The sequence below is a fragment of the Cellulophaga omnivescoria genome, from assembly GCF_027915275.1.
Classification (GTDB): Bacteria; Bacteroidota; Bacteroidia; order Flavobacteriales; family Flavobacteriaceae; genus Cellulophaga; species Cellulophaga omnivescoria.
On sequence record NZ_CP115819.1, the window covers coordinates 1098976 to 1112274 of the forward strand.

Consider the following 13299-nt stretch of genomic DNA (forward strand, 5'->3'; position numbering starts at 1 on the left):
TATTTAAAACAAGATGGCAAGATAGAAATACCAAATGTGCATTATATTACGTTATCTTTAAACCCAAGAATTGGAACAATGAATTTTAATCCAAAAAACAAAACTATAAACATTTCCTTAATGGTGGGCGCTTTCTTTATTGTGAGCCTAATTTTATGGAATACAAATAGTTTTTTTGAGCAATTTAAGAAAGAAGAACGCCACAAAATGGAAATATGGGCCACAGCCCAAACCGAGTTTCGTAACTCTTCACAAACGGAAGATTTAGGAGATTTACATTTAAAAATTTTTCAGAACAATACCTCTACACCAATGATTTTGGTAAACAAGAGTGGCACTTTTAACGCCAAAAACATAGAAGGCAAAAAAATAAAAGATACTGCTTTTATAAAGCAAAAAATAGAAGATTTTAAAAAAGAAAACTCTCCTATTTTAATGACCCATAAAGGAGAATTAATTGCTACCCTTTATTATGGCAATTCTGAAGTTTTAAATAATTTAAAATATTACCCTTTAGCGTTATTGCTAATTATATTTTTATTTGGTGCTGTAATTTTCTTTTTCTTTAAAACCAATAAAGCATCTGAACAAAGTAAACTTTGGGCAGGTATGGCTAAGGAAACAGCACACCAAATTGGTACTCCGCTTACCTCTCTTTTGGGGTGGAATGAACTTTTAAAAGATGAAAACATAAATCCAGAAATATCTGTAGAGATAGAAAAAGACATTTCTAGATTACAAACTATAACAGACAGGTTTTCTAATATTGGATCTTTACCAAAGCTTGAAGAAAAAGATATTGTTGCAGAAACCAAAAGTGCTTTTGACTATTTAAAAAGAAGAAGCTCAAAACTAATTCAGTTTTCTTTTGATAGTAAGGTAGATAAGTTACCTGTTATGCTTAATAAACCCCTGTATAACTGGACTATTGAAAACTTGGTTAAAAACGGTATTGATGCAATGCGGGGTAAAGGACATATTGCTATAGAAATTATTCCAGCAGGTAATTTTGTAAATATTTTAGTATCAGATACAGGACACGGAATACCTAAAGGAAACTATGCTTCTATATTTAATCCAGGACACACATCTAAGCGACGTGGTTGGGGTTTAGGGCTGTCTTTAGTTAAAAGAATTGTAGAAGAATACCACAACGGTAAAGTAAAAGTGTTATCTTCGGGTAAAGATGGCACTGTAATGCAGATTTCGTTAAAAATTAAAGTTTAACTATGTCTAAGGAGAAATTAGTAGTACTTAAAGAAGCTAATATAAAAAATAACTGTCCAGAATGTTTTCATAATGAGCTTACAGTTACTTTTTATCAAAAGCAAAAGTTTGGTAAATTTATACACAAAACCACTAACGAGGTAAGCAATGATATAAAATGTGATAGATGCCACTGTACCATTTACCCTATAAATTGGACAGACGATATAGAGCGATCTTTTAATTACTACCAAAAACTAGCCGTACCACACAAAACAAGTGTAAAATTTACTTCTTTATTTTATATAGTAGCACTTACACTAATTGCCTTAGTTGGTATAGCCGTTTATGTATTTACCCAAAAAATTATTGAATTTTAGCCGCTATTGCTGCTGCCAGATCTGTAAACTCTTCTTTAGTTACCATTGCTTTAGTTTTAAAGGATGCATCTGCCATAGAATTTAATGGTATTAAATGTACGTGCACGTGTGGCACCTCTAACCCAATAACAGACAGACCAACACGGTTACAAGGTATTACCGCCTCTATAGCTTTGCCTACTTTTCTAGAAAAAGCCATTAAGCCCATATAAGTTTCTTCGTCTAAATCTAAAATTTTATCAACCTCTTTTTTGGGCACACATAGCGTATGCCCTTTGGCATTAGGGTTAATATCTAAAAAAGCAAAATAATTAGCATCTTCTGCCACCTTGTAACAAGGGATTTCACCATTTATTATTTTAGTAAAAATAGATGCCATTATGCTCTAGTTATTTCTAAAATTGTAAGTTTAATTTTTCCATTAGGCACTGCAATTTCTGCTTCATCACCCACACTTTTACCCAATAAACCCTTACCAATTGGAGAATTTACAGATATTTTACCTGTTTTTAAGTCGGCTTCACTTTCTGCAACTAAGGTATATTTCATTTCCATACCGTTAGATTGATTTTTCAATTTAACTGTAGATAAAACTAGCACCTTAGATGTATCTAACTGAGACTCATCAATAATTCTGGCTCCAGCCACAATTTCTTCTAATTTAGAAATTTTAAGCTCTAATAAACCTTGTGCCTCTTTGGCTGCATCATACTCAGCATTCTCAGATAAATCTCCTTTATCTCTAGCCTCTGCAATTGCTTGTGACGCCTTTGGGCGCTCTATGTCCTTAAGCTGATTAAGCTCGTCTTTTAACTTTTTTAAACCTTCTGCGGTATAATAAGATACGTTACTCATAACATGATCGTTTTATAAATAAGAAAATCCTCTTATTTCTAGAGGATTTTATACAAATATACATAATTTTTGTTCACATTTGCTGTTGTATTAGTACTAAGAAAACATATTATGAAAACACTTTTTACACTTTTAGCCATTTTTCTATTACTTTCTTGTGATAGTGGAAGAACTAACAGAAATCCTTACCTGCAAGAGATTGGTTTTAGAGTAGACTTAAATTTAAATTTGCCATCATATAGCGCCCTTAAAAATACAGGAAATGCTGTATATGTTGGTAGCCAAGGTGTTGGCACTAAAGGTATTTTTGTTATAAACACAGGTTTTGATAATTTTATGGCTTTTGAAGCAAGTTGCCCAAACCACGAGCCTAGTGCGTGCTCTACAATGATTTTAGATGAAGATAAACAAAATGTAACTTGCCCTTGTGAAGAATATAAGTACAACCTATTTACAGGCCAGTTTTTAAACAGACCCGAAGACGACAAAAGATATCATGACATGCTTTTTTACAGCTCGTCTGTAAACGGAAATATTGTTACCGTAAGAAATTAAAAAAAGGGCAAACCTAAAATAAGGCCCACCCTTTGTAAACATGGTTAGTGTTCAAATCTTAAAAATTAAATGTTGCACCCACTAAAAAGTTAGTACCTGCTTGTGGGTAATAACCTTGTACTTCAAAAGTAGTGCCAGGAGTGTCCCAACTATTTAAATACGTGTATCCGTTAGATACATATTTTTTATTAAAAACATTATTTACTAGTCCGGTTAAGACAACGGACTTAAATATTTTATTAAATTTTATCTCGTAAGCCACATTAAAATCGTTTACAAAATAGCTATCCAATTTAGAGTCTTCTGTATCTGTGTTACTTAAGTATTGTTCGCCTACAAATTTAGATAAAAAAGATAATTTTATGTTCTCTTTTGGTGCATAAGTAAAAATGTTTCCCGCAACTACACTAGGAGAATAGGCAATATTTGTATCTCCTAAGTCTTGCACACCACCATCTCTATCTGTAAAAAAATCTTTATTTTTATTACTACTTATAGCAATGTTTGGTCTAGCAGAAAACTGATCACTAAAAACAATATTAGCATCTACCTCTATACCCAAACGGTAACTATCTCCAACATTTTCTCTGAGCGGAGCTCCTACATCATTTAACTCACCCGTAACAACTAACTGATCTTTATAACCCATATAATATAAGTTTGTATTTACTTGCACATTAGAAGTTACGTAACGCCAACCTAACTCATAATCATTTAATTTTTCTGGTTTAGGGTTACCACTTTCATAATCATTTCTGTTAGGCTCTCTGTTTGCCACAGCATAAGAAGCATAGAAATTATTATTTTTATTTAAGTTAAATGTTACACCAGCTTTTGGGTTAAAAAAGTTAAACGTATCATTAACCAAACCTGTATCTTCTCCGTTAGCCTTATAACCAACTCTTCTGTATTGTACATCTCCAAAAAGACTCCATTTCTCATCTACATTATAATTTAATTTAGTGTAGGTATTAAAATCTGTTTTAGTAGAAGTATCATCATAATAACGATCTTCAAAACCACCATTAACTGCAAATTGTTGAGCCCAAATTACTTCTCCAAAATGATCTCCTTCATACTTATTATAACCACCACCTACAATAAGGCTAAGGTTGCTTTCATTATAATTAATAGAAAAAGTGGTTCCATAAAAATCATTATCTAACCATCTTCTTCTAATTAAATCTGTAACATCTGTTCCGTTAAAACCAGCTACAATCCCATTATAATCTGCAGGGTCTTCATCTTCTTTATATTGTTCAAAAAAACCACGTCCTTTTGTATAATGCAATGCCAAGTTAGTAGACCAAGCATCAGAAATTTGCTCGTTCCACAATAACTGAAAATGATCTTGCTTGTAATCATCATTTTCATTGTCATAAAACTGAGTTACACCATTTTCATCTTGGTAAGCACCAACTGGGTTGTATGTTCTGTCTTTTTTTAATGTTTCTCTATCTATACCATCCCAAGATTGGTACGTAACCTCATGCCCACCAAAAAGTAATGCCTTTATTAAAGTGTTATCATCTACGTAAGCAGCCTGCAAAAAGTAAGATTGTAGGTTAGACGAAGCTCTGTCTACATAACCATCTGAAGCAATTCTAGATAACCTACCAGAAATTTCTACGTGATTATTTAATAAACCTGTGCTAAATTTAATATTGTTTTTTAACGTATTAAAACTACCAATAGATGTAGATACTTGTCCGTATGCATCTGTAGAAACAGCATCTGTTAAAATATTTAAACTGGCTCCAAAAGCACCAGAACCGTTAGTAGATGTACCAACACCTCTTTGTAATTGTAAATTTTCTGTAGAAGAGGCAAAATCTGGCATATTTACCCAAAAAGTACCGTGAGACTCAGAGTCGTTATAAGGTATACCATTTATGGTAACATTTACACGCGTAGCGTCTGTACCACGTACTCTAATACCTGTATAACCAACTCCTGCACCAGCATCTGATGTAGTAACTACTGCTGGTAAAAAGTTCATTAAAATTGGTATATCCTGACCTAAATTACGGGATTTAAATTGCTCTTTGGTTAAGTTAGTAAATGTAACTGGCGATTGCTTTGTTACACGTACTCCAGAGACTAAAACTTCATCCAAGACCACCTTTTTACCCTCTAGGGTATCTATTTCTTTTTCTTGTGCAATACCAGAAAAAGCTAATCCTAACACAGCAAAAGTTGTACTTAATGTTTTTAAGTAAAATTGCCTGTTATTGCTTTGTTGCTTATGCGTAGTAGCATTGCATTTAACACAGTTTTTTTTCATTCGTAATAGTATTACAAATAAAAGGGGTTGTTATTTTTTATTAAATTATATAGATTTTTTTTTGAGTGGCAAACTCTATTTAATTATAATTGCCGTTTAACCTAGTTAACATTTATAAAATGCTAACTATTACTTCCCTTAGCAGCATTACCCGCTCAGGTTCGTTGGGTATAATCTCAGCCTAAACTAATAAGCACCCCTTTGAGATGGCAGCAAATGTAGGGCACACTTTCTTGTAATCATAAAAAAAAGTTAATTTTATTAACTACAACAACAAAATGTACATTATGAAATTAGGAGCTTTTTCTATAAGTTTAAGCGTAAAAAACATAAAAACATCTAAAGCTTTTTACGAAAAATTAGGTTTTAGTGTTTTTGCTGGTGAAATTGATAAAAAGTATCTAATACTTAAAAACGAAAACAGCATTATTGGTTTATTTGAAGGAATGTTTGATAAAAATATGCTAACATTTAATCCTGGTTGGGGCCAAAATGCAAATACAATTACAAATTATGATGATATTAGAGACATACAAAAACAGTTAATTGCAGCTGGACTTGAGCCGAGCTCAAAAGCAGATGAGAACACTACAGGACCTGCAAACTTAATTATTATAGACCCAGATGGCAATCCTATTCTACTAGACCAACACGTGTAATTACAATGGTTGGTGAGCAGATTTAAGCAAATCGTTTACTGTTTTTACTGGGTTAAAAGTAATACTTGGCACCTCTACAAAAATAGTGTTCCAATATGCCATTGCTCCGTTCCAAAGACCAGGCAACTCTAAAGCCTTTACAGGCCTTCCTTCTTTTGTTTTTTCTGTTATAAAACCTTGCTTTTCATTTACAAAGTCTAACAAATTATATTTTTCTCCCTTGTAATTTTTAACGCCACAAACTAAATCTACCGGATTAAAATGAGTTGCATTTTGCAATATTTTAGACTGATTGAAATTGGACGTATTTATTTGTGCTGACTCTACTATTTGTAAAGACACGTTTTCTTGATAATCCTTAATCCAAAATGGTCCACCACCTGGATCTCCTAGGTTTTTTACCATACCACAAACTCTAATTGGCCTGTTTATATGATTTTTTAAAAGTGCTATTTGATCTTCTTTTCCTAAGTGAATAAATCCATTTTTAAACCTGACATTTAACTCCTCCTTTAAAAACAATCTAATTTCATTTATTAAATCATCATCAACATCATTATTGTCTAAAATTGAAGCATATTTAAACGCTTTATTCTGAACTTTTAATAAAAAACCAGCTAACATTTTTTTACTATTAGCTATGGTTTCTAAATGTTCTTCAACAATAACATTATCTATATTTTTTATAAAAATTACATCGGCATTTTTATCATTTAAATTTTCAATAAGTGCACCGTGACCTCCTGGTCTAAATAACAAACTTCCGTTTTTTAATCTAAAAGGAATGTTATCTATGTCTACAGCAATGGTATCTGTTTCTATTTTTTGAAAAGAATAATCTACATCAAAACTAACGCCAGTTTCTTCTTTTACTTTTTCTAACACCTCATTCTCTTTATTTAAAAACATCTGTTGGTGTTGCTCAGAAATTGTAAAGTGTAATTTTGCTTTTTTATTAGTAGCAGCATATAACGCTGCCTCCTTTAAATGCTCGTAAAACGGAGTTATAATTTGATTTTTATAGTTATGAAAAGGCAATAATCCTTTAGGGTAAAAACCATAATTTAATTTATCTTCTGCTAATAGTTCTTTTACAAAAGCATAAACCTCTTCTCCTGTAGAAGAAAAATTATTTCCTATGCGCGATTTTACATCTTTATAAAAAGGGAAGTTTTTTAATCCTTCTGTAAAAGCCTTAATAGCACCATCTTTTGATGTATTTATGTACTCTTGTAGCGTTTGTTTTTTAGGGTCATAAACTTCTAAAAAAGCAAACAAAGCCTTAAACATTCGAGTAGCCGCACCAGATGCAGGGGTAAACTTTAGCAATTCTTTTTCTTTACGCTCTTTTTCAAATAAAGAAATTAATTCTTCTTCTTCCTCTAAAGTAAACTTTAAAATACCATCACCAACAACGGCTGCCTTAGATAAATTTACAAAAGGTATCCCCTCTTTAAAGGTTTCTATTTGCGCTAAAACCTTTTCCTTCGTAATTCCTTTTGCTGCAAATTGCTTTAAATCTATATCTGTAAAATTCATCTATTTTCTAGTATTTTGTCTATTGCTGCTACTGCTGTAGCTAGTCTTTCTGCTTTACCGCCCCTTAAAGTAATAAAATTCCTATTATACTTAAGCAATGTTTGTTTAAAAAAATTAAACATTTCTTGGCGCTCCCCTGGCTTGTCTCTTAAATCATCTGCCTCCCAAGGAACGTCTATATACGTTAAAAAGTATAAATCATAGGTATTTTCTAACGCATATTTTTCTAAAACCGGATCACAGCTTCCAATGTAATAAGCTTCTGAGTATACTTTAGTTTCTAACAAATCTGTATCACAAATAAGCACATCTGTAGCTTTTTCTGCCAGTTTGTTTTCTAATTTCATTTGTCCTTCTGCTATTGGCAGAAGGTCTTTAGGTTCACAGGTTTTACGCTCATTGTTCCATTTATCTTGCAAATATTCTCTAGCATATTCTGGCACCCAAACAGAGTGGTAATGTCTTGCTAATTGTTCAGAGAGTGTAGTTTTACCAGTAGACTCTGGCCCAAACAAAACTACTTTAACAATGTCTGCGGGCTTTTGCCTATACTTTTCTTCCATGCTAAATATCCTAAAATTGCTACTCCCGTAAATACAAAATATTGTAATGCTGTAAAAACAAGACCTTTATACAAATATAGGGGAACAGAAATAACATCTCCTATAATCCAATATATCCAATTTTCTATCTTCTTTTTTGCCATTAACCACATACCTACAAAGAAAATTGCTGTAGTAAATGTATCTACATAAGCCGTCCAACTATTAAATTTATTAAAAAACAAATAAACGAACGTTACAAAAGCAATAGTAATAGTAAATAAAATAGCAGACCACATTTTGTCTTTAGCAGTAGTTGTTGTAATAGGCACAAAATGATTAGCATCTACTTTCCTTGTCCATACATACCAACCATAGATACTCATAGAAAAATAATAGGCATTTATCATCATATCACCTAAAAGTTGATATACCAGTAAAATATATACAAAAATAGCGGTGCTAATAATACCTGTAGGAAAAACCAATATGTTTTCTCTTTTAGAGTAAATAACACTTAGCAACCCAAATAAAACACCTATAGATTCTAAAACTATTAAATGTGTTGGCACGCCATTATATTGCGCAAAAATCCAATCAAAAATGTGGCTCATAATCGCTTCTATCAGATTTTACAATTTTCATAAAAAGTAGCCCTTTGTCCATTAACTCAAATGCTTCTTTAATTTCCGTTTTTAAAATACGCATTACCTCATCATAATCTCCGTAAACTTGGGTACTTAACGGGTTCTCTAAGATTGTTAATCCGGATGCTCTTAGTTTTTTAATAAAATTAATTATGTGCTCCTCAAAAGTATCCTGAAGTGGTGAAAATGTAAGTTCAACAGATATATTCATTGTAAAATTTGTTTGATAAATTAGTAACTCTACGCCGTTTTTAACGCATATACACAAGTAAAGCCTTCAAATTCTAAAAACGCAACTTTATAAAATGTAGATACACCTTGGTATAATATCTCTGCTGTTGTTTGCTCATCTGCAAACGTAAAATCTTTTACGTTTATATGGTGTAAAAAACTTAATCCTTTTTGCGCATAAATTTTATAGAGCGATTCTTTTGCTCCCCAAACTATAGTTAGTTTTTGGGTTAATGCAGATACATTTGCTATGGTTTTGTACTCTTCAATTGGAGTAAATTTATGTGCAATTTTTAAAATTTTATCTCTCTGCATTTCTATATCAACTCCAACCTCATCTGTCTTGCTAACAATAATTCCTGTAAAGTGATGTGAGTGTGTTATTGATATAAAATTACCATCATTTAAATGTGGTTTTCCTACCTCATCATACCTTAAATCAAAATCTGTATAACCTGCTTGTTTAAGCAAATGCCTTATGCTTAAAAACCCTTTTCTGTGCATGTCAGATTTCATTCCGCTTAATCTGTTTTGGCAATGATCTGTAAGTGCAATTGGCTCAGCTAATTCCGCCTCAGACTCTTCTATTTTCCAAATGTAGAGCTTTGTGGTATTGTTTACTGTTATAGTTTTGTAAAGAGGCATAGCATTATTTAAGATATTAGTATCTTTGCACTGCTTAAGGCAAATGAAATAGTATTGGTAAGCGAATTTAACTATTTAAAACGCTACACCAAAGTGTTTCTTTTTATTAAAAATACGAAAAAAAGAAAAAATGAGCTCAAATACAGTTGCTTACGTACCAAATAAGGTAAAAGATATTTCTCTAGCAGATTGGGGAAGAAAAGAAATTGAATTAGCTGAGGCAGAAATGCCAGGTTTAATGTCTTTAAGAGAAGAGTACAAAGATTCTCAGCCTCTTAAAGGTGCTAGAATTGCTGGTTGTTTGCATATGACTATACAAACTGCTGTTTTAATAGAAACTTTACAAGCTTTAGGTGCAGAAGTTACTTGGAGTTCATGTAACATTTTTTCTACGCAAGACCAAGCTGCTGCTGCAATTGCTGCAACAGGAACAGCTGTTTATGCTTGGAAAGATATGACAGAGGAAGAGTTTGACTGGTGTATAGAGCAAACTTTATTTTTTGGCGAAGAAAGAAAGCCATTAAATATGATTTTAGATGATGGAGGAGATTTAACCAATATGGTTTTAGATAAATACCCAGAACTTGCAGAAGGTATTAATGGTTTATCTGAAGAAACTACAACTGGTGTTCACAGACTTTACGAGCGTGTAAAAAACGGAACTTTACCAATGCCAGCTATTAACGTAAACGATTCTGTTACCAAATCTAAATTTGACAACAAATACGGCTGTAAAGAGTCTGCAGTAGATGCTATACGTAGAGCTACAGATGTTATGTTAGCTGGTAAACGTGTTGTAGTTTGTGGTTATGGTGATGTTGGTAAAGGTACTGCTGCTTCTTTTAAAGGTGCAGGTTCTATAGTAACTGTTACAGAAATAGATCCTATTTGCGCACTACAAGCTGCAATGGACGGTTTTGAAGTAAAAAAATTAGAGACTGTTGTTGGTAATGCAGATATTGTTATTACAACTACAGGTAACAAAGACATTGTACAAGGGCGTCATTTTGAAGCTATGAAAGACAAAACTATTGTTTGTAACATAGGTCATTTTGATAATGAAATAGATATGGCTTGGCTAAACAGTAATTTTGGCAACACTAAAAACACTATTAAACCACAGGTAGACAAGTACACGGTTAATGGCAAAGACATTATAATTCTTGCAGAAGGCCGTTTAGTTAACTTAGGTTGCGCTACGGGTCACCCTAGCTTTGTTATGAGTAACTCATTTACAAACCAAACTTTGGCACAAATAGAACTTTGGACCAATGCTGATGCTTATAAAAATGATGTTTATATGCTACCAAAAGCTTTAGATGAAAAAGTAGCTAAATTACACTTAGCTAAAATTGGCGTTGAGCTTACAGAATTACGTGAAGAGCAAGCCAGCTATATAGGTGTAACTGTAGAAGGACCGTTTAAACCAGAGCATTACAGATACTAATTCTTTTAGCATTATAAAATAACTTAGCTCTTTTCCTCATATATAAACCTATTTGGAAAAGAGCTTTTTTTATACACCAACCTCACTTATACAACTTTATAAATGAACATTATCTTAACAGGAGCAACGGGTACATTAGGCTCTAAAGTGCTACACACTCTTTTTGAAACTAAATACAACCAAATTAATACAGTGTATCTTTTGGTTCGTAAAAAAGGTTTAACTGCCCCACTTGAAAGAGTTATAAATATGCTAAAAAGCGAATATGCTCCGCAGTTTATAAAAGATAATTTAGATGCAATTACCTCTAAAATAAAGGTTATTAATGCTGACCATATTTTGGAGCCAAAATCTTTTTTAGAAATTAACAAGCAGTATTACTTTATACATTCTGCTGGCTTTGTAAACCTGTCGGTAGACCCTGCAAATAAAGATGAAATTTTTGAAGAAAATTTTAATTTCACCAAGTCTATTTACAACGCATATTTACCGTATTTAAAAAAGTTTATTTATATAAGCACTGCTTTTTCTATTGGTGATTTAGGCGGCATTATTGGCGATGATTATATAGAAATTGAAGGCGGAACTTACCGTAATTTTTATGAAGCATCTAAGCACGCTTCTGAAAAGTTTTTAACTCAAAAGAGTAAGGAAAATAACATACCACTACAAATACTAAGACCTAGTGTGTTAGGTGGTAATGCTATGGATAATCCTAGTTACTTTATTTCTAAGTATATGGTGTTTTACCTATTTGCAAAGTTCTTTTACAACACCCCATCAAAAGAGCATATAAGAATTACTGCAAATGCAGATAGTGGGTTAAACATTATACCAACAGATTATGCTGCCAAAGTTATTGTTAAGGTTTTTGACACCAATGTACAACAACTAAATATTGTACATAACAAAGCTACCAACATAACAAAAGGTATTTCTAAAATTTTAGATACGGTAGATTTTACCTCATACAATATAACACAAGATATTATTACTAAAGCAGCAGGCTTCGAATCTAAATTAGAACAATTTTATTACGAGACTATTGGCGTGCACTTAAACCCGTACTTAACGTCTAAACCATATGAATGGGACACCTCTTTGCTAGAAAGCATTTTACCTATACCTAAGTACGACTTAGAACAATATTTAGGCAACACAGTAGAGTTTGCAAAGCTTAAAAATTTTAGAAATCAGAAATGGTAGTATAACCACATTACAATAACAAAAGGGATAACATTCTATGTTATCCCTTTTGTTATTGTAACAACCTAGTATTTTTTTATAGCCCCAGTTTAGCTAAGTCATAAAAATAAAAGTCTTTAGCATCGTTCATTGCAACAAACAATCCGTTTTTAAATACGTTACTTAAAGGCACTGTTACAACATCACAACCATCAGTTTCTGTTGTAGACAAGTTAACAGCTTTTACAAACTTATTTGTATCTCTAGAAAAAATATTAAACTGCCCTTTTTGCTGATCAGATACTATTATGTAGCCCTTTCCTTTAGCTTGCTTTGCAATTGCAATACCTTCTATATCTGATAAAAACAACTCGCCTCCAAAACAGCTAATTTCTTTATCACCTTTTGTTGGCTCTGCATAATATTTGCGTATACCGTGTTGCTCATCAGAGTAATACACATAACCCTGTTCACTATCTACAGCTATTGCTTCTATTTCCTTTTTTCCGCTAAAAACACCAAACTTACGTACCAAAGTAGACTGCACAACACCGGTTGTGTCTGTACTTAATTTATACTGATGTAAATAACCATTTTTAGGACCGTTTTTACGACCTACAATAGCATACAATGTATTATCTACAGAAGAGGTATACAAACCTACACCCATTGGAAGTGTGTATTCTACATTTTTTTCATTTTTAAAAACTGAAAAACCACCGTTATCCAAAGGCATCATATCTGGCACAGAAAACATCCTAATTTGTTGTTTTTCTCGTTCTGTAAAAACCAAAACATCTGTAAAGGTAGAATCGTTTATTTTAAAATTATAAGCCACATCTACGTTGTTTGGTCTTTTTACTCCGGTAATACTTTTGTTCTTAATTATTTTCCCATTTAAGTCAAAAGCATATACTCCGCCATCAGTTTCTTTATCTGTTCCAAAAACAATACTTTTTTCTGGATTTTTAGGATTAACCCAAATAGCGGGGTCATCTGTATCATTCTTAGTTTTTTCTGTGATAACATTTGGAGCTATTACAGGCAAACTATTTTCTTTACAAGCAAATGCAAGCACAACAACCATTACCCCTATATAGTTTATGTATTTATTCATTTTTAGG

At 32.4% G+C, this 13299-nt stretch carries 15 protein-coding genes; 6 read left to right on the top strand and 9 right to left on the bottom strand.

What is annotated here, in order from left to right; all coding sequences use genetic code 11:
* Positions 1-78 precede the first annotated feature (78 nt).
* Together PBN93_RS04910 and PBN93_RS04915 are read left to right on the top strand one after the other, a co-directional pair.
* The gene (locus tag PBN93_RS04910; protein ID WP_077407271.1) at positions 79-1227 is read left to right on the top strand and encodes a sensor histidine kinase; all 1149 of its coding nucleotides are present in this window, start codon (positions 79-81) and stop codon (positions 1225-1227) included.
* Between the two features lie 2 nt (positions 1228-1229).
* Positions 1230-1586, top strand: coding sequence for a hypothetical protein (locus tag PBN93_RS04915; RefSeq protein WP_077407274.1), 357 nt, complete (start codon positions 1230-1232; stop codon positions 1584-1586).
* Here the strand turns inward: PBN93_RS04915 and PBN93_RS04920 are convergent.
* Together PBN93_RS04920 and greA are read right to left on the bottom strand one after the other, a co-directional pair.
* Positions 1573-1965: an HIT family protein gene (locus PBN93_RS04920; RefSeq protein ID WP_077407277.1), complete on the bottom strand. Its 393-nt coding sequence runs from the start codon at positions 1963-1965 to the stop codon at positions 1573-1575. The genes PBN93_RS04915 and PBN93_RS04920 overlap by 14 nt on opposite strands.
* A complete protein-coding gene (gene greA / locus PBN93_RS04925; protein ID WP_013620582.1) occupies positions 1965-2441 on the bottom strand; it encodes a transcription elongation factor GreA in 477 nt (158 codons plus the stop codon). The genes PBN93_RS04920 and greA overlap by 1 nt, the downstream gene beginning before the upstream one ends.
* Before the next feature lie 111 nt (positions 2442-2552).
* On the opposite strand from greA, the gene PBN93_RS04930 reads away from it, so the two are divergent.
* Positions 2553-2996: a Rieske (2Fe-2S) protein gene (locus tag PBN93_RS04930; protein ID WP_077407280.1), complete on the top strand. Its 444-nt coding sequence runs from the start codon at positions 2553-2555 to the stop codon at positions 2994-2996.
* A 58-nt stretch (positions 2997-3054) separates the two neighbouring features.
* On the opposite strand, the gene PBN93_RS04935 is transcribed toward PBN93_RS04930, so the two are convergent.
* The gene (locus PBN93_RS04935) at positions 3055-5280 is read right to left on the bottom strand and encodes a TonB-dependent receptor (protein ID WP_271081601.1); all 2226 of its coding nucleotides are present in this window, start codon (positions 5278-5280) and stop codon (positions 3055-3057) included.
* A 287-nt stretch (positions 5281-5567) separates the two neighbouring features.
* On the opposite strand from PBN93_RS04935, the gene PBN93_RS04940 reads away from it, so the two are divergent.
* On the top strand, positions 5568-5939 hold the full coding sequence (locus PBN93_RS04940; RefSeq protein WP_271081602.1) for a VOC family protein: 372 nt from the start codon (positions 5568-5570) through the stop codon (positions 5937-5939).
* On the opposite strand, the gene PBN93_RS04945 is transcribed toward PBN93_RS04940, so the two are convergent.
* Genes PBN93_RS04945 through PBN93_RS04965 form a run of 5 tightly spaced genes read right to left on the bottom strand, consistent with a single transcriptional unit; the run spans position 5940 to position 9543 of the window.
* Entirely contained in the window at positions 5940-7478 is a 1539-nt protein-coding gene (locus PBN93_RS04945; RefSeq protein WP_077407288.1) for a DUF4301 family protein, read from the bottom strand.
* Positions 7475-8041 carry an ATP-binding protein gene (locus PBN93_RS04950; RefSeq protein ID WP_271081603.1) on the bottom strand — a complete coding sequence of 189 codons (567 nt, stop codon included), beginning with the start codon at positions 8039-8041 and terminating at the stop codon, positions 7475-7477. Before PBN93_RS04950 ends, PBN93_RS04945 begins: the two co-directional genes overlap by 4 nt.
* Positions 7996-8634, bottom strand: coding sequence for a nicotinamide riboside transporter PnuC (gene pnuC / locus PBN93_RS04955; RefSeq protein WP_271081604.1), 639 nt, complete (start codon positions 8632-8634; stop codon positions 7996-7998). Before pnuC ends, PBN93_RS04950 begins: the two co-directional genes overlap by 46 nt.
* Positions 8618-8878 carry a thiamine-binding protein gene (locus tag PBN93_RS04960; protein ID WP_077407298.1) on the bottom strand — a complete coding sequence of 87 codons (261 nt, stop codon included), beginning with the start codon at positions 8876-8878 and terminating at the stop codon, positions 8618-8620. The genes pnuC and PBN93_RS04960 overlap by 17 nt, the downstream gene beginning before the upstream one ends.
* 29 nt (positions 8879-8907) lie before the next feature.
* Positions 8908-9543: a 4'-phosphopantetheinyl transferase family protein gene (locus PBN93_RS04965; RefSeq protein ID WP_271081605.1), complete on the bottom strand. Its 636-nt coding sequence runs from the start codon at positions 9541-9543 to the stop codon at positions 8908-8910.
* A gap of 130 nt (positions 9544-9673) precedes the next feature.
* Here PBN93_RS04965 and ahcY point away from each other — a divergent pair, with 130 nt between their 5' ends.
* Positions 9674-10990, top strand: coding sequence for an adenosylhomocysteinase (gene ahcY / locus PBN93_RS04970; protein WP_077407305.1), 1317 nt, complete (start codon positions 9674-9676; stop codon positions 10988-10990).
* 102 nt (positions 10991-11092) lie between these two features.
* The gene (locus PBN93_RS04975) at positions 11093-12196 is read left to right on the top strand and encodes an SDR family oxidoreductase (protein ID WP_271081606.1); all 1104 of its coding nucleotides are present in this window, start codon (positions 11093-11095) and stop codon (positions 12194-12196) included.
* 76 nt (positions 12197-12272) lie between these two features.
* Here PBN93_RS04975 and PBN93_RS04980 read toward each other — a convergent pair whose 3' ends face one another.
* Positions 12273-13292 (bottom strand): phytase, encoded by a 1020-nt coding sequence (locus tag PBN93_RS04980; protein ID WP_271081607.1) that lies wholly within the window; start codon positions 13290-13292, stop codon positions 12273-12275.
* Positions 13293-13299 lie beyond the last annotated feature (7 nt).